This window comes from Gottfriedia sp. S16(2024), assembly GCF_050473765.1.
Classification (GTDB): domain Bacteria; phylum Bacillota; class Bacilli; order Bacillales; family Bacillaceae_G; genus Gottfriedia.
This window is the reverse complement of sequence record NZ_JBFLUO010000001.1, coordinates 1,632,567-1,657,923: the sequence shown is the minus strand read 5'-3', so window position 1 is coordinate 1,657,923 and position 25,357 is coordinate 1,632,567. Positions and strand designations below refer to the sequence as shown.

Below are 25,357 nucleotides of genomic sequence, written 5' to 3'. Positions count from 1 at the left end.
AGCTTGGTGGACTTCAAATTATGAGGTCCTTTTTATTTTTATAAAGAGCAAAAAGCGATTCTAATAAAGAATCGCTTCATAGACAAAAGCTTATTCTGCTTCAGAAACCAATGTAAATCGTTCATTTAAGTGTTGAGGATTTTCAATTTCGTCTAGTAATGCAATTGCATAGTCAGCATAACTTACGTAGCTATTACCTTTTTTATTAACAATAAAATTGTCTTTTCCTTTTTGATAAGCTCCAGTACGCTTACCATTCGGATCAAAAAATGCCGCTGGACTAATAAACGTCCACTTAATATCAGTTGTTTTTTGTAAGTCGTGAAGATGTTTTGTCATATTTGATGCAGTTGCATAATATTCTTTTGGAAATTCAGGTGTGTCCACTAATTGAATCGTTTTGTCTTCATCAACATACAAGCTTCCTGCTCCACCAACTACGATTAATTTTGTATCTTTGGCATCTTTTAACGCATTTATTAAGACATTCCCAGCTTCAATATAAAGATGCTCTTGACCTTCCGCTGCTTTAAATGCATTTACAACAACATCAAATTGCTTTAAGTCATTTGAATTTAAATCTAATAAATCCTTTTCCAACACTGGTACTTCTTTATTCGTTAATTTAGAAGCACTTCTTACGATTGCTGTTACCTCATGGCCTCTTTCTACCGCTTCTTTTAAAATAAGATTTCCTGCTTTTCCTGTTGCTCCAATTATACCAATTTTCATCTTTTTCTTCCTCCTAAAATTTAAGTTATTTTGACCTCACAGTTGTAACAAAGAAGGTTACAACCACTTTAAAAAAAATAAATAATATACAGATGTAACAACTCTAGTTACATCGTTAACAAAAAAAATTGAATGATATTATCCAATTTTTTTGCTTAATACTGTAACTAATTCTTCCATAGTAACTTCGTCCAGTATTTTTTCCATTGCTTCTTGTGCTCGATTTAAGATCAGCTCTAACACTGCTTGAATATTTGCACCGACTGGACAATTCGGATTCGGTTTATCATGAAATTGAAAAAGTTCTCCTTCATCTACAACTTCAACCGCTCTATAAACATCTAAAAGTGTAATTTCACTTAAAGGCTTATGAAGTGAAGCTCCACCAGTTCCTCGACGGACTTGAATTAACCCAGCATTCTTAAGTTTTCCCATTACTCTTCTAATTACGACTGGATTCGTATTTACACTTCCTGCAATCCATTCGGAAGTACAAAGAGTGCTATTCTCCATCGTAACTAAAGATAAAATATGAACAGCAACGGTAAAACGACTACTGATTTTCATAGGATTCAACCTCCGATGTAACCATTATAGTTACAACAATTATTATATGTCAATACTATTTATTTTACACAAACTTATGATCAATTTATATTTTTTTATTTAATAAAGCCAAGTTAAACAGCAGAAAATCGTTAACAGCTACTATTAGAGGTAAACTTGCACCAGTGCCATAGTAGTTAAAATTTATTCGAAAATGGAAAAAAATGGTTGAACAATTATAATAGCTAACTTATCCTTAAGTTATTAAGAAACATTAATAAAAGGGTGAAGAAAATGAATGGAAATGATCTTGCTTATCTAATTTGCTTTACGATTATAGGTTTGTTTTTACTTGGTTTTGGTATCATGTATAAAAAAGAAGCTCATGCAGATTTAAAAAACAGTGGTGTTGGAGGAAATGGCGTAAGCGGAATAGGTGCTATCTTGTTCTTCCTTCCTCATTGGGTATATAAGGCAATATTTATCGCATTAGGAGCATTCCTAACGATTGGAATTTGGTATCTTATGTTTTTTTACAATAAATAAAAGACTTTCCATTCAAATCTAGAGAGCACAAAGAACCAATAAGAAGGGAGCTATTAGTATATAGCTTCCTCCTTTACTTAATAAGTGACATAATTCCTAAAACACCAATCATTAAACCCGCTATTTACTAATCCTAAGTGAAATTTCACATTAATCCATACAAAGCTATACCACCAAAAATAATAATAATCATACCTGATAAACGGTTAATTAATGTTAAAGACCGATCATTGATTCGAGATCTAAATAGCCCTACCCCACTGCTTAATATTACCCACCATAAACTTGAACCACAAAAAACACCTAATACTAAAATGATGGACGAAGCAATATTGCTATCTGAATTCGAAATTCCTAATCCTGCAAAAATGGCGATAAATGATAGAATCGTCATTGGGTTTGTCAGCGTTAAAAATAAAACCGATAAAAATGCATTAATCATATTTTTCTTCTGTGTATCAGATTGAGTATAGCTGGCTTTTGAAATAATTGTTTTTACACCTAAATAACATAGGAATATACCACCGATTAACTGAATCCAAAAATGTTGACCAATTAAAAAATTCATAATGATAGTTAATCCAAAGCCTGCAACTAAACCATAAATACCATCAGCAGTAGCAGCCCCAAGTCCAGAAACTAAACCAACCATTCTTCCATACGCTAAAGTTCTACGGATACACAGTACCCCAATTGGGCCAACAGGTGCAGCAATTGATAGACCAATTAATAAGCCTTTAATATAAAATTCAAGATTCATGTTGCCCTCCCTACTCTATAGAAAATTTATGCTTTTGCAATGGCAGTCGAAAGGTTTCTTTCGTTGTATCCATTACAATTGTTGTTTTTGTTCTTATTACTCCCTTTAACCCTTTTATTTCATGGCTAATTACACGATCCAAGTCTTTTGTATTTCTACTTCTTATTTTTAGTAAATAATCATCTTCACCTGCAATATGGTGACATTCCTGTACTTCCTCTAATTGATTAACAAGTTCTAAAAAAGGAGCTCGATTTTCAGGTCGCTCAAGTGAGACAGCTACAAATGCTGTTAATTCACTTCCAACTTTTTCTGAATCAACTAGAACACCAAATCCTTTAATTACACCTTGTTCAACTAAACGATTAACACGTTCAGCAGTAGCCGGAGCTGACAAACCGACCTCACTAGCTAAATCAGCCCACTTTATTCTAGAATTATCCATTAAATGATTAATAATTTTCAAATCGTAAGCATCCATCTATAACTACCTTCTTTTTATAAGTATTTACCCTATTTTACTTATTTTCTGAAAGTAATTCAATATTCCCAAGTAAAAATATATTCTAAATATGCGTGTTTATTAAACATATTTATTTACTGGTACTAATAAGATGAAAAAGAAGACAATCTTTATCGAAGGGGGAGTCATTTTATGAAAAGAGACCCGTTTGAATATCGAAGAAGACTAAGAGAGAGAGAAAGAGAAAGAGAACTTAATGAAGAAAATGAAAGAGAGCCTGATGAAGAGAAAGAAGTAAAACACAAAGAAGAAAAGCCTCAAACACATGTACATGAGTTTGTAGCAAGTACTAAACTGGCAGAAGAAGGTGACGACCGTCATAATCATCGTTTTGCTGGAGTTACAAGTGAGGTCATTCCTGTAGGAAGACACAGTCATATACATCGAATTGTAGTAAATACGGACTTTCTCGATCATCATCACGAGGTAATTATTGAAACCGGCCCTCCTATTCCTGTAGGAAACGGTAAGCATGTTCACTTTGTCAAAGGAATGACAACGATCATTGATAACCATGAACATGCTCTTGAATTCGCTACTTTAATAGATAGACCATTAGTATAGGGGAATATTAAAATTCAATTTATGTATATTTTATTCAACTTGATATACATAAGTTTTTTAAATTCATGTTCCGACTCCTTATCAACAAATTTTAACGTTATATCAACAAAAAGTGTTCGTATTTTTCAATATTGTCTATGTGATATTTCAACAAACTAAAGGACCTTCCATAGAAGGTCCTTTAGCTATTTCTCAATCCTTCAGTATTCATTAACACAATTCTCCATCCATCCGGATCTTCAAATGTAATACTTTTTCCAAGCCAATAAGGATTCTCAGGTTCAACGTCTATATATCCCATATTATTTAATCGGTTTTTGATAAGATCTATTTCAGTTTTATTAGGTATATAAAATACTAAAAGATTATCCTTTGTTGGGGCAGGACATGGGCTTCCATCAATATGTTGAGTAAATTCTAAATGGTATTCAACATCAGGTAATCCAAACATGATTCCATCATACCCAGTATGATTTTGAAAACTGCCCACTTTTTTTAATCCAAGCCCTTCACCATAGAATTTACTTATTTCAGCTAATTGGTTTGTAGGTCTTGCAATTCTAATCTGAACCCAGTTTTTCATTGTCATCACCTTATCCTTTAATAATTTGATGCTACCCATTCTTCATTTAGCTTTTTTGATATTTGTGTATAGAGCTTCAATTCTTGAAATAAGCTATCTACTGAATATGATGTGTTTTCTTCTAACGCAGTACCTTCTGATATAAAATCTGATGGATCAATCACAACTTGTTTCGATAAAACATTTGCATACAATGCTCTTAAAACAATTCTCATATTGTTAAGTGCATTAATTCCACCCTTTCCTCCACCAGCTACAGCCAATATTGCAACTGGCTTATCTTTAAAATGCTTACTACCTAAAAAGTCAAAAGCGTTTTTTAATGCACCACTCATTCCACCATGATATTCCGGTGTTGCAATGACCATAGCATCAGCATTTTCTAGCTGTGATCTTAGCTTTTGGATATTTGCTATTTCATTTTGTTCTTCTTGACCATTATAAATTGGTAATACTAGTTCACTTAAATCAATTGTTTTTACATTGTATTTTTTCGAGATGATTGTAGTTAATTTACCTGTACGACCTTCTTTTCTTGGGCTACCATTAATCATTATAATATTCATATTTCCACTCCTTTAATTTGTACCTTTAGTATAGTCAATTAATAAGGTCCAAACTTCAGTCGTTTGATAGAACTTTTCTACACGTTTAGGAGTAGATAAAAATAAAAAAAATCTACAACTAAAGTTGTAGATTTCAAATAGATAGACGTTCGGTTTCTTGATTCATTTTTTGATAAACTTTAATATTTTGATAAACTAATTCAAGTAATTTAGCAGTTATACCCTTTTCCTTTGCAAGTTCTAGTAAATACCCTTGCAAATGATCCCCTTCTACTAAGGAACCTTTTTCCATATCCCTCTGCAAAGAGGACTTCATATCATATCCAAGTGCATCGATTGATTTCATATGCTCATCCACAATACTTTCAGAAATCGGTGCACCATGGGACCTCATAATATTAGCGCATTCTTCAAATAATTCACGGATCGTAGCTCTTCCACCATCACTTTCTCTAATTGGACCAATAGGAGCACGCATAAGTGATGTAACACCAGACATTACAGTAATAAACAAATATTTATGCCACATATCACGTTCAATCTGTTTACTATGGACAAAGTCAGCTTTTGAACCGTTAAATGCATCAGCAATTCTTTTAATACGGTCAGTTTCTTTACTTAAGAATTCACCAAATACAAGTCTAGATGCTTTACTTGTTTGAGCAACTTCCCCAGCTTCATTCAAAGTTGTTTCAATAAAACATAAACCGCCTATAACCTTTTCTTCACCAAAGGCCTGTTTTAAAGGATTTAGATGAGCAATCCCATTCAAAAGAGGTAAAATAACAGTTTGATCACCTACAAACGGTTTTACATCCAAAATAGCATCGCTTAAATGATATGACTTAGTCGAGAAAAGCACAATATCAAAAATCTCTGCAGGACTCTTTGCCGAAATTAGATTCGGTTGAAATGAAAAATCACCATTAACACTACGAATGACCAAACCATTTTCCTCTAGCTGCTTTTTCCGATTAGCTCGTACTAGAAATGTAACATTTTCACCCTTTTCTACTAAGCGTCCTCCAAAATAGCCGCCAATTCCTCCAGCTCCTAATACAAGAATTCGCATCAAACTCTTCCTTTCTATTAAAAATTAAAAATCTGAACTTGCTAATGTCTATTTCAAAATCCCATTTCGAACTGCGTAAAGTGCCAGTTGAGTTCGATCTTGAAGCTGAGTCTTTGCTAAAATATTCGAAACATGAGTTTTTACAGTTTTTTCTGTAATAAATAAAGATGCTGCTATTTCTTTATTACTTTTTCCCCTCGTTATTTCCTTCAATACATCCATTTCTCGTTTTGTTAATTTATCTTGAAATGACTCATCGTTCTTCGTTTCTATCTTCCCAGTTAAAGCAGAAACTAATTGCGTCGTAACCTTTGAATGAAACTGTTTTTCCCCATCATGTATCTTTCGGATTGCGGAAACGAGCTCATCTGGGTCACTATCTTTTAAATAATAACCAGCTGCACCCGCTTCAATAGCAGGTAAAATATGATCTTGATCATAAAAACTAGTTAATATCATTACTTTAACAGCTAAGCCCTCTATTTTTATTCTTTTGGTTGCCTCAATACCATCTAGAACTGGCATCGCTAAATCCATGATAACAATATCAGGTCTTAACTCTTTTACTAAGCTTAATGCCTCTTCTCCATTCGATGCTTCTCCGATAACCTCAATATCATCTTGCGTATTTAAGAAGAAAATAAGTCCTCTCCTAACTACATGATGGTCATCAGCAATTAATATTTTAATAGACATAAAACTCTCCTTCTTAAAAAGGGATATTCGTCGTAATTTTTGTTCCTTTATTCAAATCACTTTCAACTAAAAACGACCCTTTTATCGATTCGACTCTTTCCTTCATGCTTTTCAAACCTAATGTTGGAATTTGTACGGCCTTTGGGCATATAAAACCTACCCCCTGATCTCGAATCGTCATTTTTACTATCTTAGTACTGATTGATAACTGTAAATATACCGTATTTTGTCCTGAATGTTTTCTACAATTATTAAACGCTTCCTGACCTACACGCCATAACGTTTCTTCTATTTTAGAAGGTAAGATCGCTGTTCCTTTTATATTAGTAATTACTTTTAATCCTAGCATTTCACCATAGTTAATTAATGCGCTAACTATTCCTTTTTCAATACCTTGTGGTCTAAGCTGCCATATTAAAGCTTTCATTTCTGCTTGCGCTTCTTGGGCAATTTGTTGAATATGATTAAAAGTATCCTTTAACTTCGGACTGTCGGATACATTTGCACCTGCTTTAGCAGTTACATTAATTGAAAACAATAATTGACTAACTGAGTCGTGTAAGTCCTTAGCAAGACGATTTCGTTCTTGAATCAACTCAAACTCTTTTACCTTTTCAGTTAATTGAATTCGTTTAATTGCCGTTCCAATTTGCAACGCAACTGCACCTAGTAAATTCAATTCTTCCTGATCAAATTTTAATTTATTAGAAGCAGCAACATTTAATAAACCAAAAGATTCTTCACCTGCTTGCAGTGGTACAGTCGCATGATGGGTGACACCATTTGTTTCTCCCCAATTATGAATAATTGAGTCTTCTAATCTTTTACATTCCATAATGTTTGATGCCTTATTAAGTCTGCCTGTATTATATTTATTTACACACCAACAATCTCCATTGCACATTGGCTTAGCTTCTTCGTTCATGAGAGCTGGGGGTAATTCATGTGAAGCGACTAATTCAAAATCTCCATTTTTATCAATTAAAAAAATCCATCCCGTATCTAGACCCGTAACTTGAACTAATTTGGCTAAGGCACAATTGAGGGTACTGTGTAAATCAGTACCCTCGTTTAATATTTCTGCAATTTCTTTTAATACTTGTAGCTCTAAAAGAAATGATTCTTTTTTCATACTTATGCTAATTCCTTCATTCGACGATCAAGTTGTTCAAGCACCATCGGCCACGCTTGCTCGTGTTGGTCTCTTGATAATTCATCTGGGAAACCCGCATGTGTCAATTTAATAACTGCTGCTCCACTTTCATCTGTAGAAAACTCTACAGTGACTACAGTCTCTGCTTTTGATCCTGAAGTGAACCAAGTAATCTCTACAAGTTGATTGTGCTCAAGCTTTAAAAAGCGACCATAATGAGGATGACGTTTATCTTCAAAATGCGTCTCAAAGAAAAATACAGAATTAACCTCTGCCTTCATAATCACCGAACCTGGCGCAGCAAACCAATCTCCAAATCTTTTTGTCCAAGCCTCATACAATACATCTATTGAATTTTCCATTACTCGTTCCACAGTGAGACTATGTGGTCTATTCGATAAATCTGGATAACTAATAATATTCATATTAATCCCTCCAAAAAGTTAGATAGTTATTCATTTTCATTAATAATAGCTAGCATTTGGTGATCTTCCCACTTCCCATTTATACGGACATTTTTCTTGGCAATGCCCTCTTTATGGAAACCAGCCTTTTCTAATACCCTAATTGAACCAATATTATGAGGCATTACACCTGCTTCAATGCGATGTAATTTTAATTCATTAAAGGCATATTCTACAACTAACTTTGCAGCTTCAGTTGTATATCCTTTACCATTTTGTTGTTCATCTAAAGAATAACCAACAAAACAACTTTGTAAATCTCCTCTTAAAACCTCTGCTAGCATCGTAAAACCTATAAAAGCATTTGTTTCCTTTAAAAAGATACCAAAGCCATAATACAGATCATTGTCGCTTTTCTCTTTATATGACTTAATGCGATCCTGCTGAGCTTCCAAAGTATAGAAACTCTCGTCTTTTATATATGTAAAAGGTTTAAAAAACTCTCTATTTCGAACTTCGTATGATAAAAAATCCTCAGCATCTGCGACTTCTAACTGTCTTAAATATATATTATTACCAACTAATTTCATCTGTTTCCTACACTCCCTAATTTCCCTGCTTTTCCTGACCCATTAAACGCCTGTTGCCCATATTATTCTTGGATCAATCTTACGGACTAGACGGTACGCTATCGGTTTAAAACCATTTTTTGGCCAGAATCTCGAGGATTCTAAATTCGTTATTCTCCAATCTGTTTCGCACAGTTTATAGCCTTCTTTGTCAGCAAACGTAAGTCCATGCTGTAGTAAGGCCGTGCTAACGCCCATTCCGCGAGAAGTTTCGACCGTTGCTCCCACTACTAAACTAATGCAAGATTCAGGTGTTAATAAATTCTCATCAGATGCTGCCGCTGATTCAAATACTTGAAAACCTACAATCTCATTTTTATAGAGAGCTAACCATAAAGTTGCGGCTTCATCATTAATGATTTCTGCGTAACCTTCCTGATAGTCCTCTCTTTCTTCAATAAACCCTGGTGCAAATACCGGTGATTTTGCTTGGTGTTCCATGATCACAGTTGCTAATTCACGTACTCTTTTTTCATCTTCACTAGTAGCCACTCGAATCTGTATATCTTCAAATACTCTTTCCGACGAAACTGACAAATCACGTATTCCATGAACCTGCTCATAAGCAAATCCTAAGTGAAACCATGCATCTAAAGTCGACTTATTTCCACTTGGAACCATTACATAATGATTAAACGAACCAAGCTCTACCATTTTCTTCGCAAACTCTACATATAACTCACGATATAATTCTGCATCTTCACTTTCTGCTATCGCCATCCCTGCATACTTAATCCAAGTATGACGTTCTCGATTTTTATCTGTTTGAATTGACCCAATCATATAGCCAACTAACTCAGAATCATTCATCGCTGCAATACCAAAACTATCCTTTTCATTAAAAAGCGCCTCAATAGCTTTCTTAGCATATGTAGCCTCTTCAAATTTAGATGGTAATTCAGGGTTTATACTTCGGTCATACATATGACGGATAGCCAAGAGACTAGCCGCTTCATCTAAGTGTATATTTTCGAATGCGATAAATTTCATAACAAACCTCCTTGCAACTTTTACAAGTGTAACTACTTAATAATTCCGACTATTTAAATTATCATTTCATTCACTCATTACTAGTTCCATAAAAAGTTCACTACTTCCTGCTTATAGCTGGATAATGCTTTTTCAGTTTGTAGGTCAATTAATATCGAACATTCATTTATTAACTAATAAATTGAATTTTATTTTTAACCTCTGAAAAAACCATCCCTAGTGTTATTGAAATCTTAAAAAAACTCAAATATATTTAAATTTAAAACTATTAATTGATTTTCTAAAAAGTGATAATTTAATCATTAATAAATGTTCACACTTAATATACCTTCTCCCTATTGACCGCTTTATATTTCAACATTTTGAACCACTGTTTATATACAGTGGTTAGCAATTATTTCTTAATGAAATTCTAAAAACTCGACTCTGTTCCCAAATGGATCATTAACAAAAAAGCGAGTACGACCTTCTATTGGTGGTTCCTCTTTGATTTCAAAGTTGAGTTGAAGGAGTTGCTCTCTTAATGCCTCTATGTTTGTAACAATTAAACCAGGATGAGCTTTTTTAGGTGCTATAAAATCTTCTTGAATACTAATATGAATTTCTTGATTACCACAAATAAACCAGCATCCACCTCTGCCTTTTAAATTTTCCGGCTTTGGCAATTCCTTCATTCCTAAAATTCCATTATAAAATTTTCTAGCTTCGTCCTCTCCACCCTTTGGACAAACTAATTGAATATGGTCAATTCCTTTTACTTCAAATGCCATTGATTAGCACCTCTCTCATTATGAAAAGTTTATATCTTTAGATTACCAGAACTAAAAAATAAGAAAAGCATTACCTCTATAGAAGTAACGCTTTTCCCAATATTCCAACTTATCAAACTAACTTTAAGCCATTTGTAATAAGATTCTTTAAAGAATCTTCTTTTCTTAATGCTTCCAATTCAGCTTTTAATGGTTCAACAATTTGCGCTAATTTAGCATTAACTGTAGCTATTTCAAGTAATTCTAATCGTAATAACCAATCACTTTGGTGTTCACGATTAAGTTCGTTATGCACAGCAATTAGTTTAGAAATACAGTCATCACAGAATGTATTCTTTTCTCTAATTACTCTAACTTCTTTATATAATTTTTCTAATTCAGTTAATTGGGCTGGTGTTTCCATTACGAACTCTACTTCTTTAATTGAATCACTAAAGTAAGCCGTTGGATCTGCTGCACCAGGGTATGCTGATTCAACTCGAGAACCAACTGCCATATCAAAAGTTCCCCACTCTTTTTTGAATAATTCTTTTCCTTCGTAAGTAACAGTGCAGTCTTCAAATGAGATTAATGCAACTTTATCTTCATTTTTAATGATATTCACAATTCTTCCGGAAGCGCTTACATTGCTTAAGAATTCTAAATCAACAAAGTTCCCTACGACAATACCTAAATTTTTAAGTGCAGCATCATCACATTCTTCTAATTCAATATTTCCTTTTAGAAGTCCAATTGGCGTACCAAATCCTTTAGCATGGTAGTCTTTTCCGTGACCTTCTAATTGCTTATTGTTTATTGAAAGTGCTGTTTCGCCAGTTGTATTAACGTAAATTGCTTCACCATTTTCGTCTTTAACGATTGCATGAACAATACCAGTTACACTTAATCCAGAATTTAATTCAAATGTAGCAACAGTTTTCGATTTAAGAGCTTTATCTAAACTTTCAGTACCACCTACACGGAATGCCATAGTGCTTGCTAATTCCTCAGCACCTTGCATTAATTCATCGAAATCTTTGCATACAAATAATTGTGCTTGCATTTCAGTTATATTTTTCGGTTGTAATGTAGAAGCTTCAATAGAGAAAGGTAATCTTTCAACTGCATCTGTAAAGCAATGTGTGCTTTCACCTACTGATGATAATAAACCAGCACCGTAAATTTTTGGATTATCTAGTTCACCTATTAAACCATATTCAACTGTTCTCCAGAATACGCGTGAAATTTTTTCAGCTTCTGAAATTCCAACAATTGCTTTTTGTCTTTCTTCAACTAATCTTTGTGCAGCAGCTTTTTCTTCTGGAGTCGATTTTGGATCTTCCATTACAATCGTTAAATTTCTAACTGCTTCAAATAGTTCTTGTTTTTCTTTTGTAGCAAATGCCTTTGCACCAATTGATCCAATTTTTTGTACGTACTCTCTAAATACAGGATCAAATAATATTGGCGCGTGTCCTGCAGCCTCATGAATAATATCCGGAGCAGGTGTATATTCTATATTCGTTATTTGTCTAATTTCAGTTGCGATTGGTAAAATACCATTTGCTAATAGTTCAAAAAATGCAGCGCCTGGAATTAATCCATTAACGATTCCTGCGCCCCAACCGATTTTTGAAAGGCTCTCGTTCATTTCAGCTACATTTGGAATTTTTTCCGTTTCAATTCCTGACATTTTTAGTCCATCGACAAATGCAGAATGTGCTTTATCTTTTAATGCGTGATGATTTTGTCTCATTACATAGCGCCATACAGCATGATCAATTGGCGTGTAAAGATCATAATTTTGCTCCGATAAGTATTGTTTCAAATGAGGTGGTATTATTTTTGTTTCAAAGGCTGCTTCTTTCATGTCATCAATTCCCCTTTTTAAAATTATTTCACTTAAAAATCTATTACTCTACTTTCTTAAAAATACCCGTTCTATCTATATCTTGCTAAAAGCTTTTTTGAGCATTTTTAAGCAAGTTTCCATCATTTAACCATTTCTACTTTTTCCAAATTACTCCTTCTTTCTACAAAATTTTTTTTTTTTCGGTATACATAGTCATAATCAACCAAACACATCACTCCTTTCAAACACGAAATGTGGAAGGCGTTTGCTAAAGCCCCGACAAGCATAAGACAAAGGCCGATAAAGGTTGGTTTTTACCTTATTGGACTTTGGCTTATGACCTCGAGGGGCTAACGCCTGGAACTAGACAACACGAAATGTGGAAGGCGTTTGCTCAGCCCCGACAAGCATAAGACAAAGGCCGGTAAAGGTTGGTTTTTACCTTTATTGGACTTTGGCTTATGACCTCGAGGGGCTAACGCCTGGAACTAGACAACTCAAAAAAGACAAGCTTATGTTTTACCTTAGTTCTTCTCACACTAGTAGCATATTCCGTTACATCTATACATGAATCCAAGATTTTTGAACATAAAAAAATCCCTACTGTTTGCACAGTAGGGACGAACTTTAAATTCGCGGTACCACCCTAGTTATTAGCTGTTTTACTAAAACTTACTAATATCTTCATTTCATAACGGCTCTTCACCGTCTTCCCCTCACAATTTGTTTCGAAGAAGAAGCTCGTGGATTGTAATTCATGACGTTTTATGTACTGATTTGCACCAACCATCAGCTCTCTGTTACAGGGAAAACTTCACTACTTTAGTTCCATTCATTGCTTATTATTATTTAATTAAATTATATTCTTAAAATAAAAAAGTCCCTACTGTTTGCACAGTAGGGACGAAATATTCGCGGTACCACCCTAAATTATTAGTATTAAAAACGATACTAATATCTTCATTTCATAACGGCTCTTCACCGTCTTCCCCTCACAATTCGTTTCGAGGAAGATGCTCTAGGATCGTAATTCATGTGTTCTATGTACTGGTTTGCAGCAACCACCAGCTCTCTGTTACAGGGAAAACTACACTACTAAAATTCCTATCATTGCTTTTCGTGATTCAATTAATACATACTTTATTCCTATTTTCCGTAAATGTCAATACTTTTTAATGTCCATTTTTCCAGAAGTTTTATTATCCGGATATAGTTTCAAATCATTATCTTTAGAAAAGACTGTTCAAAATGCACCATTTAACCCCATAAACTTATTCAAGAATTCGTATCCTAATTTATATAAAAACAACACATTTACCCTTTCGTTCTGTACAATCTAAACAATGATTTAACAATTAACATATTGAAAAAGTTATATTTACTTTTTTATATTTATTTCATGCTCACATAGAACTAACAAAAAAACATTATATTAATATATTTCGTTCCGAGCGCACTTAATAACTTCTCTTATAAATGGTTCTTTTTTCTTTGTATAAGTTTGACGATCATATTGATATTCCTTAACGAGACTCTTTTTTAGATACAAATAATCTTCCGCAATTTTAGGATTCTCTCTCAAGTAATCTCTAAATAATAATTTTTCAATCCATTCTTTACTTGTATGTTCGCAAATATGTAAATGACAAGTACCTTGTCCCCATAAACCCTTTCTAAAAAACCTTCTATCTGTAAGTTCCGGCTTTGGTACATATTCAAAATCAATTGTGCTTAACGGTTGAATTAGCTCTTCAAAATCTTCTAATTTAGTTACCCCAATCATAATATCAATTATTGGTTTTGCTCCTAATCCTTTAATTGAAGTACTTCCAATATGTTCAATTTGAATTATTTTTTGGGGTATGGCGGATAGAATTTTCCCCTTTTCTTCTTCAAATTGTAGTTCCCAATTAGGATCATAATTTTTTATCAAGACATTTGCTCTTGTCACGTTTACACCTCTTCATCATTAATTTTTTTCTATTCTTAAATAAATTTTACCTTTAGATTCATACATATTGACAATCTTCTTATATAAAATATAATTAATTTATAATATGTTAACTAACAAATAAAATAAGTTAACATACAGAGAGGGAGATATAGTAATGCAACAAGAAAGATTAAAAATGCTTATTAATTCAGCTTTATTTGCAGCAATTATTGGTATACTATCTCAAGTATCTATTCCTTTACCCTTTTCTCCTGTTCCAATCACAGGACAAACATTAGCAATTGGCTTAGCGGCTACGATTTTAGGTAAAAAATACGGAACAATCTCGTTACTTCTTTATTTAGCACTTGGAGCAATCGGAATTCCGGTTTTCGCAGGTGGTGCTGCGGGATTTGGCGTACTAGTCGGTTCAACGGGCGGTTATTTAATTGGATTTATTCCAACTATTTTCATCATCGCTTACTATATCGAAAAAACTAAGTTCACTGTCTTAAATGCAATGATTGCAAACATAATCGGAATGTTTGTTACATTAATTTTTGGTACTGTGTGGTTAAAAATTGCAGCTTCTCTAAGCTGGCACGATGCAATGGCTTTCGGTTTTTATCCTTTCATTATTCTTGGATTAGTTAAAGCATATGTAGCATCTGCATTAGGTGTTATTATTGGAAAACGTTTAGCAAAAGCTAATTTATTAAAACGTGATGAAATTTCAGCGTAATACAAAAAGAGCTCATTTTTATGATGTGAGCTCTTTTTATATTGTTGAAAGGGAGTTTAGAAATAGAATTCTTCAATACATTTTAGATGTATTAACCCTTTGTTTATTCTTCAAATTAAAAATCAATTTTATTATTTTCAAAACTAAATAACCTAATCCACCGCCAAGTGTATTTAATATCAAATCATCAACATCAAAGCTACCTAGCCCAAATAATAACTGAAGTATTTCATAAGTTAAACTTAAAATGAAAGTCGCTTTTAAAATTGATTTCAAACGATCATACTTCTTAACTATTAACGGCAACAAGAAGCCAAATGGCATAAACCCGATAATATTGCCAGCCAAATTACTAATTCTAATACCAAAATTAATATCAGCCAAAAACAAATAAAAAGTAATCGTTTTGAATGGAATAAAGTTATTTGATCTCCACCAATGATCTCTAGTGAAATTAAATTCTAAATGGCTAATAAATTGTGATACTGGTAAATATTTAAATAGAATTCTTTCAGTAAGAATCATTAAATACAAACAGATTAATAGTAATAATATTATTTTTATAATTTTATTCATCTTTTAAAATCTCCGTCATTTTATACATTAAATAATACCACATATTTCCATTTTTTATAGATGGTTTCTCAATTAATATGTCTTAAATTCAAAATCCATTTGTTTTACTGCAAAACTCATTAAAGTTACTAAAAAAATAACCACTCAATTGAGTGGTTGCTTCATTGTACATCAACAGCTTTAACGACTGATCGATCTCCTTTTTGTTGGACTGTAACAATATACTTAGACCCACCTTTATTGTATTTGTCCATTTGGCTTTCAGGGATGTAAAAACGACTTAGATTATGATTGATTACAATTTCTTTTTCTTCTCCAATATATGTGTATTGAATAGTAGCTTTAATGTATTTTGAATGCTTTGGACGATGATCCGTTACATAAATTAATTGATAGATATCGTTTTGCCCTTTTTGAAAGACGATATAAACGTTTTCCCCTTCTTTCGGCTTACCATTACCTTTCCAATCCTTCATTGTTATTGAGTCAAAATCATATGAAAGGGCTGCATAATGTCCTAATAAAGGTTCTACTGGATCCAAACTCTGTGAATTTATTTTAAACGTATCGGCTGATTGCTTAAAGTACATTATGTTTCCAAGTAAAGCTAGTAATAAAACAAATTGAATGATTGAAAGCAAAAGTAATTTCTTCTTATTTTGCATGTTCATCACCTCTTGCTTTTTTCGATTGGGTATAGACAAAATATAAAATTACTGCAAGGATAATAAACACAATTGATTTACTTATAAACGAAACGGCAAATCCTGTATAAATTCCAATTACGAGTGTAGCAAATGTGATAAAGCCTATAATAATGCTTCCTTTTTCCTGACCTGATACACCTTTAAATAAACGTATACATGAATAAGCAAATAATATTAATACCCCTACAATCATATTTGCTAATTTATCTTGAACTCCTAGAATCGGTAATAAGAATATAAATAAGAAGATCCAAAGATAATTATTAAACGATATATTGTCCTTCCATTTCTTGTAAACAGTATAGATTGCTAGTAAAAGGATTAATAGAATGATCGTATCAAACAGTGGTACTGCAATCGGCTTTAAAAATCCATGCGAAAATTCCTTTTGCATCTCGTGAACTGCATCATATGATCCTCCAAAAATTGAAGTAATAAAAGTAAATAGCCATACAAATATTGTAAATACAGGTAGAAGAACATAATCTATAACGCCGCGCTCATTTAAGAACCAAAGAATAAACACTACTACAATAATCGGCGTTATATATTGGCGATCTGAAAATGTTTGGAAAAACATAATGACAATATATCCCATAAATGAATAATTAAAGCTAGCATTCCACCTGTTCTTCATTATTTTCAAGAAATAAATTGAGCAAAGTAACAATGGAATTTGGAGAAGATAAACATGTGCTGTTTCTAATCCAGCACTATAGCTCAAACTAAAAAATCCGATTCCTAAGAAAAGATAATAAAACATTTTATGCTTTAACACATAATAGTAAAGAAACGCGAGCATTGTCCAAGTGATCAAAAATACTGGACTGTTACTTGTAAATTGATACATTTGTACAATTAAAACAAATGCACATGCGTACCCAATTACATTAATAAAGTTTAAACAATGTCCAAACAATTCTTTTCCCTTTTGATAGCTTATAAAAGCAACTGCATGGAAAACTAATAATGTTATAAAAATAATGACTAATCTCATGGTTTGGCTAAAGTCGTTCCAGTTACTACCCACAAGCGCTAAAATTGAAAATGCTACAAGTAAGGCAATTAAAAATGGCACAATATCCCCTAAAAATGATTGCTTTTCAGCTTTAGCCCGGTGCCTTTCATACTCAACTATTCGATTTAATGATTCTTCATCTAGTAAGTTATTCTCGTGCCATTCTTTTAGCTTCTGATCTAATTTACTCATGTAATCCCCCCCCTTTTAGTAGCAGTATATAAAAATACTTCCATTACTATTATAATTTCTTAATAAAACATAAATTACCTCTAAATCTAAAATTTTAGGAGAATATGTTTAATCAAACGTTTGTTTAAATTATAAGATTTCCCACTAAGAGCTTTATAAAAAACAGCCCTATCTCTAGGGCTGTTTCATCATCTTTTATACAGGATAAACACCATGCTTTTTCGTAGTAGGAGTTTCATATGATTCTGAGTAGTATGCAAAGCGTTTAATTAGCTCTGTACGTAGTTCTTCTGGTTGAATGACTACATCTACCACTAGCTCAGATGCTAAACGGTAAATATCGATGTCCTCAGCATACTCTTTACGTTTTTCTTGGATAAAGGCAGCTTGTTCTTCTTTTGGTAAGCTTGCAATTTTATTTGCATATACTGCGTTTACAGCAGCTTCAGGACCCATTACAGCAATTTGAGCAGATGGGAATGCAATTACACAGTCTGTTTCAAATGCTGGGCCTGCCATTGCATAAAGTCCAGCACCGTAAGCTTTACGAACGATAACTGAGATTTTTGGAACAGAAGCATTACTCATGCTATAAAGCATTTTTGCTCCATGGCGGATAATTCCTGCACGCTCTACTTTAGTACCAATCATGAAGCCAGGTACATCCATTAAGAATAATAAAGGAATATGGTAAGCATCACATAAATTAATAAATTTAGCTGCTTTATCAGCTGAATCATGGAATAATACGCCACCTTTAACTCTCGGTTGGTTAGCGATAATCCCTACGCTACGTCCATCTAATCTAGCAAAACCAGTCACTAGTTCAGGTGCAAATAGCTTTTTAATTTCGAAGAATGAATCTTCATCAACTACTCGGTCAATAAATTCATAAATAGAAAATGGTACGTTTTGATTGCTTGGAATAATTTCTGCTAAAGACTTCTCCTTTTGTACAGGATTTTTCGCCTCAACAACAGGTGCCCCTTGCTTGAAATTAGTCGGTAAGTAAGATAAATAATCTTTTAACTTAGCAATCGCTTCTTCTTCTGACTCACATAATACATCTCCACAGCCTGAAACTGAACAGTGCATTCTAGCTCCACCCATTTCATCGAGCGTAACTTTTTCACCAATTACCATTTCAGCCATACGAGGTGATCCTAAGTACATTGAAGAATTACCTTCAACCATAAATACAGAATCACAAAATGCAGGAATATAAGCTCCACCTGCAGCAGAAGGTCCAAATAATAAACAAATTTGAGGTACTTGACCTGATAGCTTAATTTGGTTGTGGAATATACGTCCAGCACCACGTCTACCTGGGAACATAAATACTTGATCGGTAATACGTGCACCTGCAGAGTCCACTAAATAAATTAGAGGTACAAGCATTTTTATACATGTTTCTTGAATGCGGATAATCTTTTCTACTGTTTTTTCGCCCCATGAACCTGCTTTTACAGTCGAATCATTCGCCATTACACAAACAGTACGGCCATTAATTTTACCGATTCCTGTTACGATGCCATCTGCTGGAAATTCGTCATTCATACAGTTTGCAAAGAAACCATCTTCTACAAAACTGTCTTTATCTAAAAGTTGATTAATTCTTTCTCTTGCAAAGAGCTTACCAATTTTGGCATTGCTCTCATGATATTTTTCTTTCCCACCAGAAAGTATTTGTTCTTTTCGAGCTTGATATGTTGCTTCGTTTGACATGCAATTACTCTCCTTTATATTGCGGCTTACGCTTTTCTTGAAATGCTACTAAACCTTCCATACGGTCGTTTGTATGTAGTAAAGTTTCATATTCATAAGTTTCTAATCTTAGTCCTAAATCTAAAGGAAGATCGAAACCGCGTTGAATCGCCTTTTTTGCTGCACGGATTGCAAGAGGACCTTTACTTGCGATCGTTTCGCACATTTCAAGCGCCTTATTTTGTAATTCATCTATTTCAACAACATGTTCTAGAATTCCGTAGCCTTCAGCTTCAAGTGCATTTAAACGTTTGCCAGTAAAGATTAGTTCCTTCGCTCTTCCAAGTCCAATTAAACGTGGAAGCCTTTGTGTACCACCAGCACCTGGAATGATCGCTAAAGATGTTTCTGGTAAACCAACGATTGCTTCTTTATGAGCAATTCTTAAATCACATGCTAAAGCAAGTTCTAGTCCACCACCTAAGGCAACTCCATTGATTGCTGCTATTGTTGGCATAGGTAATCTTTCAACTTTTTCAAAAAGTGTCCCGATTTTTTCAACAGTTTCTCGAGCCTCACTCTCAGTCATGCCTCTTCTTTCTTTTAAATCAGCACCACTACAGAAATAAGATGATCCACTACCAGTAAATATGACAGCACGTACAGATGATTTCTTTAACTCATCCATTTGGCTATGAAGAGCATCTAGTAACTCACGTGATAATGAATTAGCTGCATTTGTACGATTTAATGTAAGAATTCTAATATGACCGATATCACTTACTAATAAACTTGATTCCATTTAAATACTCTCCTTTGAACCATTCCATACGGAAAATAGCTTACTAACTGGTGTTAAGTTCATTTGTTCAGAGATATATGAAGTAGCTTGTTGAAGTTTCTTTTCATCCACATTAGTTGTAATTCCTAAATTATGTAGTAATGAAACAACATCTTCAGTAGCTACATTTCCACTAGCTCCTGGTGCATATGGACAACCACCTAGTCCACCATTTGATGAATCAAATTTTTCAATTCCAAATAGTAAAGAAGTATATAAGTTTGCAATAGCACGACCATAAGTATCATGGAAATGCATAGCAATTCGATTAATTGGTACTTCTTTAACTAGATTTTCTAAAAATTGATTTACCTGAAGAGGATTAGCAATTCCAATTGTGTCGCCTAAGGAAATTTCATCTACTCCACATTCAAGTAATTGGTTTGCAAGTTTGATCACCTTTTTTTGGTCTACAGCACCCTCATATGGGCAACCAAAGACAGTTGAAATATATGCTCTAGTGGTCTTTTTATTATTTTTACATTCTGTAATCATAGAGCGAATATCGTTCATTGAATGCTCGATACTCGCGTTCTTGTTTTTTAAATTATGTGTTTCGCTAGCAGATACAAAGAAATTAATTTCATCTGCATCTACTTCAAATGCACTCATTAGCCCTCTTTTATTAGGAACAAGAGCTGCATAAGTAACCCCATCTTTTTTCTTAAGCTTCGTAAATAGATCTACCGAGTCACTTAATTGAGGAATCCAGTCTGGTCTCACAAATGAAGAAACTTCAATATAAGACAAACCACTCTCTACTAATAAATTGATCCACTCAAGCTTCTGTTCAGTGGAAACAAACTTTTTTTCATTTTGCAAACCATCACGTGGACCTACTTCTCTTATAAAAGCCGATTGAGGTAGCTTCATCACTAATAGCTCCTAACCTAGTTTTTCAACTTGAATTAAAGAATCGCCCTCGTTTACAAAATCTCCTTCGTTAACGAAAACATTTACGACTTTACATTTATAAGGAGCAGTATGCGGAATTTCCATTTTCATAGATTCTAAGATTACATAATCTTGATCACTACTAATTTCGTCTCCTACAGATACAAGACATTTCCATACGCTTCCAGCCATCATTGCAGTTAAGTTTTCCATTTTTAATTACCTCATTTCACTTTTTGATATTCACTAATAAAACTTGTTGTATAGTCGCCTTCTTGGAATGCATCCGTTGATAGAATATCAATCAAAAACGGCAGATTTGTTTTAATACCTTCAATTTCTACCTTTTTAAGATAATTGTGCAGTTGAATTACAGCTTCTTTTCTTGTATTAGCCGTAACAATCACTTTCGCTAATAGTGGATCATAAAACGGTGATACAACCCATCCATCATAAAGATGTGTATCAATACGTACACCAATCTCCTCTGGGAAGTTACAGTGTTGAACTGTTCCTGGCGATGGGAAGAAAGTTTTAGGATCCTCAGCATACACCCTTACTTCGATAGAGTGACCATTCATTTCTACATGAGTTGGACGAATTGGAAGTGTTTCACCAAATGTGATACGGAACTGCCATTCAACTAGATCAATTCCTGTAATTCCTTCCGTTACACCGTGCTCAACTTGTAATCTAGTATTCATTTCTAAGAAGTAAATATTTTCTTTTTCATCAACTAAAAATTCAATTGTTCCCACGTTTACATATTTCATTTGATTAGCTATTGTTAGGGCATATTCTTCAAGTTTCTTTCTACCTTGTGGAGAAAGGAATGGTGATGGTGCTTCCTCAACAACTTTTTGGTTTCTTCTTTGAATAGAACAATCTCTTTCAAATAAGAAAACAGCGTTACCATGAGAATCAGCAGCGATTTGTGCTTCAATATGTCTCGGTTTAATAATCGCTTTTTCAATGAATACATCATCATTCGCAAAAAATTGAAGTGCTCTCGTTTGTGTTGTTAAAAATTCTTTTTCTAGCTGTGCTTCGTTTTCGATTAACTTCATACCGATTCCGCCGCCACCACTAGAAGCTTTTAACATAACAGGATAACCAATTTGCTCTGCTATTTCTCTCGCTTCTTCAACTGATTGAATTGGGTGAGAGTTTCCTTTAATTAATGGAATGTTTAATTGCTCCATTATTTGTCTAGCTCTAATTTTTTCGCCCATCATCTCTAAATGCTCTGGCTTAGGACCTACAAATAAAATACCTGCTTCTTTACATTTTCTAGCAAAATCACTATTTTCTGATAAGAAACCATAACCAGGATGAATAGCTGTTACATTATTTTCTTTTGCAATTTTTATAATTAAATCTGCGTTTAAATACGTATCTTTTGTATGATTACCTTTTAAAGAAAATGCTTCATCACTTAACTTAACATGCAAACTTTCCTTATCAGCATCTGAATAAACTGCTACAGTTTGATAACGAAGCTTTTTACATGTTTCAATAATTCTACATGCGATTTCCCCGCGGTTTGCAATAAGTATTTTGATCATATTCTCTCTCCTTATCGGCATCCTAATTGACGTGCAATTACCATACGTTGAATTTCTGACGTACCTTCACCAATTTCAAGTAACTTAGCATCACGCACTAAACGTTCGATGCCATACTCTTTCATGTAACCATATCCACCATGAATTTGTAATGATTCATTCGCAATTTTGGAAGCGATTTCAGATGCGTATAACTTAGCGAATGCCGCTTCTTTCGTAAACGGTTTTCCATTGTCTTTTAACCATGCAGCTTTATGCACCATATTTCTTGCTAACTCAATTCCCATAGCCATATCAGCTAATTTAAATTGAATAGCTTGGAAACTAGATAAAGGTTGTTTAAATTGTTTACGTTCTTTTGCATATACTAATGCTTTATCAAAAGCCTTCTGTGCAATACCTACAGCAAGTGCTGCAATTGAAATTCTACCACCATCTAATGTATATAAGAATTGGCCAAAACCTTTATCAGGATTGCCAAGAATGTTTTCTTTTGGAACACGTACTCCATCTAAAACAATTTGAGTCGTATTAGAAGCACGAACACCCATCTTGTCATAAGGATCTGTAATTGTTAATCCTTCTGAGTCAGTTGGTACGATAAACGCACAAATATTTTTCTTTCCTCTTTCATCAATAGAAGTATAAGCAGTTACGATAATTGTGTTAGAATACTGAGCATTTGTAATCCAGCATTTTTCACCAGTAATCACATACTCATCACCGTCTAAAACCGCTTTTGTTTGTGTTCCACCAGCATCAGAACCCGCATTTGGCTCAGTTAAACCGAAAGCTCCAAGTGTTTTTCCTTGCGCCATTGGAACTAAGAATTTTTGCTTTTGCTCCTCTGTACCGAAATAATAAATTGGAGAAGCACCTAATGAACATGTTGCAGCAAAGCTTAAACCTGTTCCTCCACATGCACGCCCTATTTCTTCTACAGCTAACGCATAACTAATCGTATCGCCACCGCTACCGCCGTATTCTTCAGGGAACGGAATTCCTAATAAACCTAATTCACCCATTTTTTTGAACGTTTCAATCGGGAATTTGCTATCACGATCAAGTTCCTCTGCAAAAGGCTCAATTTCCTTCGCTGCGAAATCTCGTACCATTTCTTGAATCATTTGCTGTTCTTTAGATAATAAAAAATCCATGTGTTAGTCACTCTCCTTTTAATATTTAGGTACGTTTTTAAAAACGTAAGAATGTCTCCAACTGCAGCAAATAGCAGTGGAGTCCCATATTTCGTGTATAAGAAATAAATATTTTAGTCTTACAATTGATAATATTCGATATTTTCTACCATTTTCCTTTAATCTATGTTCGACAAATTGAGACAAAAGAGGAAAGGTTAGGAAAAGTGGGAGGATCGTGGGGATGTAGTCTGAATTACTGTTGAACGGTGGGCTGTGAATAAGTCTTGGGGGAGTGCAAATATGAAGACAGTTAGTGCAAATAAATCTCAGAGAGCTGCAAATAAAAATGTCATATCTTCAATTAAATTAACAATATCAATTAAAAACACTAAAACTACAATTAAAATCATCAAAACTGCAATTAAAATGAAAAATTACCCATACCAGTTAAGGTTTTCACCAAAAATCGTATAACAGTTGGTCCTTTCAAATGGAAAACTAGCAAGTTGCTCTCATTTTGTTTATAATCTATCAAAAAATTAATCATTTCAATTAGATACACTTACTGTTTATTCACATCCTCAGATTGAGCAATATTAACTTGCGACCTATCTATTAAAAACAAAAAAGACATACCCCCTATTACAGGGATATGTCCTTCTTGATTAATTATTGATATCTAATAATATTTTACCAGTACTTTGTCTGCTTTCAATTAATCTATGGGCACTAACTACATCTTCTAACGAAAAATAGTGTCCTATCTTTATATTTAGAAGTCCTTCCTTTATATATCGAAATACTTGATTTGCCGTTTCCTTCAATGACTCTGGTCTTTCTTTCCTAGTTGTACCTAAACTAAAACCAAGGACAGATCGACAACTTGAATGTAATTCACTTGTTTTAAAATGGCCAACTTCACCACTGGAATTTCCAAAATGAACTAGTCGCCCGTATTTAGCTAAGCAATTAATGCTTTGTTCTGAAATTCTACCTGCAACTGAATCTAAAATAATATTAGCGCCAATACCATCAGTTAACTCATTTACTTTTTCTGAAAAGTTTTCTTTCTCATAGCAAATCACATGATCCGCACCAGCGTTTAATGCATACGCTATCTTCTGTTCACTTCCTACTGTTCCAATAATCTTACCAGCACCTAAAATCTTTGCCACTTGGATAGCAGTTGTACCTACACCACCAGCAGCAGAATGAATTAATACCGCTTCTCCTTTTTCAATTCTAGCTAAATCAGCTAAGAGTTTATACGAAAGAAATGATACAGTTGGACAAGCTGCAGCTACATCAAATCCAACTGATTCAGGTATATTGAATGTTAAATTTTCATTTGCTACAACGTACTGAGCGTATGAACCACCTACTGGAAAAGCAACTACTCGTTGTCCAACTTGAAACTGTTTCACATCGGCACCTACGACTTCAATTGTTCCAGCTACATCTAAACCAGGAATAAACGGGAATTTTCCTTTGCCCTTTTTTCCGTATCTTGCCTTAACATCTGCAAAGTTTACACTGGCTTTTTCCACTTTAATTAATACTTGTTTAGAATTAATTGATGGTACTTCCATATTAACAACCTTTAAAACTTCTGGTTTTCCAAACTCGGTCACAACAACTGCTTTCACTATCTCCACCTCACTAATGCCACTTTACTATTATT

29 protein-coding genes and 2 other annotated features are annotated in these 25,357 nt (G+C 33.8%); of the genes, 4 read left to right on the top strand and 25 right to left on the bottom strand.

Translation table 11 applies throughout. The annotated features are described in order from the left end of the window. Positions 1–90: 90 nt before the first annotated feature. Both AB1282_RS07800 and AB1282_RS07795 read right to left on the bottom strand, forming a co-directional pair. Positions 91–732: an NAD(P)-dependent oxidoreductase gene (locus tag AB1282_RS07800; protein WP_056469737.1), complete on the bottom strand. Its 642-nt coding sequence runs from the start codon at positions 730–732 to the stop codon at positions 91–93. Positions 733–870: 138 nt separating this feature from the next. Beyond that, entirely contained in the window at positions 871–1,299 is a 429-nt protein-coding gene (locus AB1282_RS07795) for an Rrf2 family transcriptional regulator (protein ID WP_056469736.1), read from the bottom strand. A 273-nt stretch (positions 1,300–1,572) separates the two neighbouring features. On the opposite strand from AB1282_RS07795, the gene AB1282_RS07790 reads away from it, so the two are divergent. Then, positions 1,573–1,824 carry a hypothetical protein gene (locus AB1282_RS07790; protein ID WP_429898837.1) on the top strand — a complete coding sequence of 84 codons (252 nt, stop codon included), beginning with the start codon at positions 1,573–1,575 and terminating at the stop codon, positions 1,822–1,824. Positions 1,825–1,969: 145 nt separating this feature from the next. Here the strand turns inward: AB1282_RS07790 and AB1282_RS07785 are convergent, their stop codons facing one another. Beyond that, positions 1,970–2,584, bottom strand: a complete 615-nt coding sequence (locus AB1282_RS07785; RefSeq protein ID WP_390310142.1) for a LysE family translocator — start codon at positions 2,582–2,584, stop codon at positions 1,970–1,972. A 10-nt stretch (positions 2,585–2,594) separates the two neighbouring features. Further along, positions 2,595–3,065 carry an Lrp/AsnC family transcriptional regulator gene (locus tag AB1282_RS07780; RefSeq protein WP_429898836.1) on the bottom strand — a complete coding sequence of 157 codons (471 nt, stop codon included), beginning with the start codon at positions 3,063–3,065 and terminating at the stop codon, positions 2,595–2,597. A 174-nt stretch (positions 3,066–3,239) separates the two neighbouring features. Here AB1282_RS07780 and AB1282_RS07775 point away from each other — a divergent pair, with 174 nt between their 5' ends. Beyond that, positions 3,240–3,671 (top strand): YmaF family protein, encoded by a 432-nt coding sequence (locus AB1282_RS07775; protein ID WP_390310139.1) that lies wholly within the window; start codon positions 3,240–3,242, stop codon positions 3,669–3,671. A gap of 181 nt (positions 3,672–3,852) precedes the next feature. On the opposite strand, the gene AB1282_RS07770 is transcribed toward AB1282_RS07775, so the two are convergent. The 11 genes from AB1282_RS07770 to AB1282_RS07720 all read right to left on the bottom strand — a co-directional run bounded on the left by AB1282_RS07770 (position 3,853) and on the right by AB1282_RS07720 (position 14,316). Beyond that, positions 3,853–4,254: a VOC family protein gene (locus tag AB1282_RS07770; RefSeq protein ID WP_429898835.1), complete on the bottom strand. Its 402-nt coding sequence runs from the start codon at positions 4,252–4,254 to the stop codon at positions 3,853–3,855. Between the two features lie 17 nt (positions 4,255–4,271). Continuing rightward, positions 4,272–4,820 carry an NADPH-dependent FMN reductase gene (locus AB1282_RS07765; RefSeq protein ID WP_390310137.1) on the bottom strand — a complete coding sequence of 183 codons (549 nt, stop codon included), beginning with the start codon at positions 4,818–4,820 and terminating at the stop codon, positions 4,272–4,274. 133 nt (positions 4,821–4,953) lie between these two features. After that, positions 4,954–5,892 carry a 2-dehydropantoate 2-reductase gene (gene panE, locus AB1282_RS07760; protein ID WP_429898834.1) on the bottom strand — a complete coding sequence of 313 codons (939 nt, stop codon included), beginning with the start codon at positions 5,890–5,892 and terminating at the stop codon, positions 4,954–4,956. Positions 5,893–5,940: 48 nt separating this feature from the next. Continuing rightward, positions 5,941–6,588, bottom strand: a complete 648-nt coding sequence (locus AB1282_RS07755; RefSeq protein WP_056469707.1) for a response regulator — start codon at positions 6,586–6,588, stop codon at positions 5,941–5,943. 13 nt (positions 6,589–6,601) lie between these two features. Beyond that, positions 6,602–7,720 carry a GAF domain-containing sensor histidine kinase gene (locus tag AB1282_RS07750; RefSeq protein WP_429898833.1) on the bottom strand — a complete coding sequence of 373 codons (1,119 nt, stop codon included), beginning with the start codon at positions 7,718–7,720 and terminating at the stop codon, positions 6,602–6,604. 2 nt (positions 7,721–7,722) lie between these two features. Next, on the bottom strand, positions 7,723–8,166 hold the full coding sequence (locus AB1282_RS07745) for an SRPBCC family protein (RefSeq protein WP_056469704.1): 444 nt from the start codon (positions 8,164–8,166) through the stop codon (positions 7,723–7,725). A 26-nt stretch (positions 8,167–8,192) separates the two neighbouring features. After that, the gene (locus AB1282_RS07740) at positions 8,193–8,735 is read right to left on the bottom strand and encodes a GNAT family N-acetyltransferase (protein WP_429898832.1); all 543 of its coding nucleotides are present in this window, start codon (positions 8,733–8,735) and stop codon (positions 8,193–8,195) included. Between the two features lie 42 nt (positions 8,736–8,777). Continuing rightward, positions 8,778–9,764, bottom strand: a complete 987-nt coding sequence (locus AB1282_RS07735; RefSeq protein WP_429898831.1) for a GNAT family N-acetyltransferase — start codon at positions 9,762–9,764, stop codon at positions 8,778–8,780. A gap of 401 nt (positions 9,765–10,165) precedes the next feature. Then, positions 10,166–10,534: a VOC family protein gene (locus AB1282_RS07730; protein WP_025568995.1), complete on the bottom strand. Its 369-nt coding sequence runs from the start codon at positions 10,532–10,534 to the stop codon at positions 10,166–10,168. Positions 10,535–10,646: 112 nt separating this feature from the next. Then, positions 10,647–12,383: an aromatic amino acid hydroxylase gene (locus AB1282_RS07725; protein ID WP_429898830.1), complete on the bottom strand. Its 1,737-nt coding sequence runs from the start codon at positions 12,381–12,383 to the stop codon at positions 10,647–10,649. A gap of 595 nt (positions 12,384–12,978) precedes the next feature. Next, positions 12,979–13,210: a binding site (T-box leader), on the bottom strand. A gap of 51 nt (positions 13,211–13,261) precedes the next feature. Next, positions 13,262–13,485: a binding site (T-box leader), on the bottom strand. Positions 13,486–13,797: 312 nt separating this feature from the next. After that, the gene (locus tag AB1282_RS07720; RefSeq protein ID WP_056469695.1) at positions 13,798–14,316 is read right to left on the bottom strand and encodes a GrpB family protein; all 519 of its coding nucleotides are present in this window, start codon (positions 14,314–14,316) and stop codon (positions 13,798–13,800) included. Between the two features lie 157 nt (positions 14,317–14,473). On the opposite strand from AB1282_RS07720, the gene AB1282_RS07715 reads away from it, so the two are divergent. Beyond that, entirely contained in the window at positions 14,474–15,040 is a 567-nt protein-coding gene (locus AB1282_RS07715; protein ID WP_056469694.1) for a biotin transporter BioY, read from the top strand. A gap of 72 nt (positions 15,041–15,112) precedes the next feature. Here AB1282_RS07715 and AB1282_RS07710 read toward each other — a convergent pair whose 3' ends face one another. The 9 genes from AB1282_RS07710 to AB1282_RS07670 form a co-directional block, all read right to left on the bottom strand. Further along, a complete protein-coding gene (locus tag AB1282_RS07710; protein ID WP_429898829.1) occupies positions 15,113–15,616 on the bottom strand; it encodes a VanZ family protein in 504 nt (167 codons plus the stop codon). 161 nt (positions 15,617–15,777) lie between these two features. Beyond that, on the bottom strand, positions 15,778–16,281 hold the full coding sequence (locus AB1282_RS07705; RefSeq protein WP_429898828.1) for a GDYXXLXY domain-containing protein: 504 nt from the start codon (positions 16,279–16,281) through the stop codon (positions 15,778–15,780). Then, entirely contained in the window at positions 16,271–17,533 is a 1,263-nt protein-coding gene (locus tag AB1282_RS07700) for a DUF2157 domain-containing protein (protein ID WP_056469691.1), read from the bottom strand. The genes AB1282_RS07705 and AB1282_RS07700 overlap by 11 nt, the downstream gene beginning before the upstream one ends. A gap of 195 nt (positions 17,534–17,728) precedes the next feature. Beyond that, positions 17,729–19,258, bottom strand: a complete 1,530-nt coding sequence (locus tag AB1282_RS07695) for an acyl-CoA carboxylase subunit beta (protein ID WP_429898827.1) — start codon at positions 19,256–19,258, stop codon at positions 17,729–17,731. Between the two features lie 4 nt (positions 19,259–19,262). Further along, positions 19,263–20,039 carry an enoyl-CoA hydratase-related protein gene (locus AB1282_RS07690; RefSeq protein WP_429898826.1) on the bottom strand — a complete coding sequence of 259 codons (777 nt, stop codon included), beginning with the start codon at positions 20,037–20,039 and terminating at the stop codon, positions 19,263–19,265. Next, the gene (locus tag AB1282_RS07685) at positions 20,040–20,951 is read right to left on the bottom strand and encodes a hydroxymethylglutaryl-CoA lyase (RefSeq protein WP_429898825.1); all 912 of its coding nucleotides are present in this window, start codon (positions 20,949–20,951) and stop codon (positions 20,040–20,042) included. A gap of 12 nt (positions 20,952–20,963) precedes the next feature. After that, a complete protein-coding gene (locus AB1282_RS07680; RefSeq protein WP_056469678.1) occupies positions 20,964–21,185 on the bottom strand; it encodes an acetyl-CoA carboxylase biotin carboxyl carrier protein subunit in 222 nt (73 codons plus the stop codon). Positions 21,186–21,196: 11 nt separating this feature from the next. Further along, positions 21,197–22,537, bottom strand: a complete 1,341-nt coding sequence (locus AB1282_RS07675) for an acetyl-CoA carboxylase biotin carboxylase subunit (protein ID WP_056469672.1) — start codon at positions 22,535–22,537, stop codon at positions 21,197–21,199. Positions 22,538–22,548: 11 nt separating this feature from the next. Next, positions 22,549–23,694 carry an acyl-CoA dehydrogenase family protein gene (locus AB1282_RS07670; RefSeq protein WP_056469671.1) on the bottom strand — a complete coding sequence of 382 codons (1,146 nt, stop codon included), beginning with the start codon at positions 23,692–23,694 and terminating at the stop codon, positions 22,549–22,551. A gap of 282 nt (positions 23,695–23,976) precedes the next feature. On the opposite strand from AB1282_RS07670, the gene AB1282_RS07665 reads away from it, so the two are divergent. Continuing rightward, positions 23,977–24,150 carry a hypothetical protein gene (locus tag AB1282_RS07665; protein WP_429898824.1) on the top strand — a complete coding sequence of 58 codons (174 nt, stop codon included), beginning with the start codon at positions 23,977–23,979 and terminating at the stop codon, positions 24,148–24,150. A 191-nt stretch (positions 24,151–24,341) separates the two neighbouring features. Here the strand turns inward: AB1282_RS07665 and AB1282_RS07660 are convergent, their stop codons facing one another. Next, positions 24,342–25,322, bottom strand: a complete 981-nt coding sequence (locus AB1282_RS07660) for a quinone oxidoreductase family protein (RefSeq protein ID WP_429898823.1) — start codon at positions 25,320–25,322, stop codon at positions 24,342–24,344. Positions 25,323–25,357 lie beyond the last annotated feature (35 nt).

Bases quoted from the DNA above. Each gene is read 5' to 3' on its own strand.
- AB1282_RS07800 (WP_056469737.1), bottom strand. From the start codon at position 732: ATGAAAATTGGTATAATTGGAGCAACAGGAAAAGCAGGAAATCTTATT.
- AB1282_RS07795 (WP_056469736.1), bottom strand. From the start codon at position 1,299: ATGAAAATCAGTAGTCGTTTTACCGTTGCTGTTCATATTTTATCTTTA.
- AB1282_RS07790 (WP_429898837.1), top strand. From the start codon at position 1,573: ATGAATGGAAATGATCTTGCTTATCTAATTTGCTTTACGATTATAGGT.
- AB1282_RS07785 (WP_390310142.1), bottom strand. From the start codon at position 2,584: ATGAATCTTGAATTTTATATTAAAGGCTTATTAATTGGTCTATCAATT.
- AB1282_RS07780 (WP_429898836.1), bottom strand. From the start codon at position 3,065: ATGGATGCTTACGATTTGAAAATTATTAATCATTTAATGGATAATTCT.
- AB1282_RS07775 (WP_390310139.1), top strand. From the start codon at position 3,240: ATGAAAAGAGACCCGTTTGAATATCGAAGAAGACTAAGAGAGAGAGAA.
- AB1282_RS07770 (WP_429898835.1), bottom strand. From the start codon at position 4,254: ATGAAAAACTGGGTTCAGATTAGAATTGCAAGACCTACAAACCAATTA.
- AB1282_RS07765 (WP_390310137.1), bottom strand. From the start codon at position 4,820: ATGAATATTATAATGATTAATGGTAGCCCAAGAAAAGAAGGTCGTACA.
- panE (WP_429898834.1), bottom strand. From the start codon at position 5,892: ATGCGAATTCTTGTATTAGGAGCTGGAGGAATTGGCGGCTATTTTGGA.
- AB1282_RS07755 (WP_056469707.1), bottom strand. From the start codon at position 6,588: ATGTCTATTAAAATATTAATTGCTGATGACCATCATGTAGTTAGGAGA.
- AB1282_RS07750 (WP_429898833.1), bottom strand. From the start codon at position 7,720: ATGAAAAAAGAATCATTTCTTTTAGAGCTACAAGTATTAAAAGAAATT.
- AB1282_RS07745 (WP_056469704.1), bottom strand. From the start codon at position 8,166: ATGAATATTATTAGTTATCCAGATTTATCGAATAGACCACATAGTCTC.
- AB1282_RS07740 (WP_429898832.1), bottom strand. From the start codon at position 8,735: ATGAAATTAGTTGGTAATAATATATATTTAAGACAGTTAGAAGTCGCA.
- AB1282_RS07735 (WP_429898831.1), bottom strand. From the start codon at position 9,764: ATGAAATTTATCGCATTCGAAAATATACACTTAGATGAAGCGGCTAGT.
- AB1282_RS07730 (WP_025568995.1), bottom strand. From the start codon at position 10,534: ATGGCATTTGAAGTAAAAGGAATTGACCATATTCAATTAGTTTGTCCA.
- AB1282_RS07725 (WP_429898830.1), bottom strand. From the start codon at position 12,383: ATGAAAGAAGCAGCCTTTGAAACAAAAATAATACCACCTCATTTGAAA.
- AB1282_RS07715 (WP_056469694.1), top strand. From the start codon at position 14,474: ATGCAACAAGAAAGATTAAAAATGCTTATTAATTCAGCTTTATTTGCA.
- AB1282_RS07710 (WP_429898829.1), bottom strand. From the start codon at position 15,616: ATGAATAAAATTATAAAAATAATATTATTACTATTAATCTGTTTGTAT.
- AB1282_RS07705 (WP_429898828.1), bottom strand. From the start codon at position 16,281: ATGCAAAATAAGAAGAAATTACTTTTGCTTTCAATCATTCAATTTGTT.
- AB1282_RS07700 (WP_056469691.1), bottom strand. From the start codon at position 17,533: ATGAGTAAATTAGATCAGAAGCTAAAAGAATGGCACGAGAATAACTTA.
- AB1282_RS07695 (WP_429898827.1), bottom strand. From the start codon at position 19,258: ATGTCAAACGAAGCAACATATCAAGCTCGAAAAGAACAAATACTTTCT.
- AB1282_RS07690 (WP_429898826.1), bottom strand. From the start codon at position 20,039: ATGGAATCAAGTTTATTAGTAAGTGATATCGGTCATATTAGAATTCTT.
- AB1282_RS07685 (WP_429898825.1), bottom strand. From the start codon at position 20,951: ATGAAGCTACCTCAATCGGCTTTTATAAGAGAAGTAGGTCCACGTGAT.
- AB1282_RS07680 (WP_056469678.1), bottom strand. From the start codon at position 21,185: ATGGAAAACTTAACTGCAATGATGGCTGGAAGCGTATGGAAATGTCTT.
- AB1282_RS07675 (WP_056469672.1), bottom strand. From the start codon at position 22,537: ATGATCAAAATACTTATTGCAAACCGCGGGGAAATCGCATGTAGAATT.
- AB1282_RS07670 (WP_056469671.1), bottom strand. From the start codon at position 23,694: ATGGATTTTTTATTATCTAAAGAACAGCAAATGATTCAAGAAATGGTA.
- AB1282_RS07665 (WP_429898824.1), top strand. From the start codon at position 23,977: ATGAAGACAGTTAGTGCAAATAAATCTCAGAGAGCTGCAAATAAAAAT.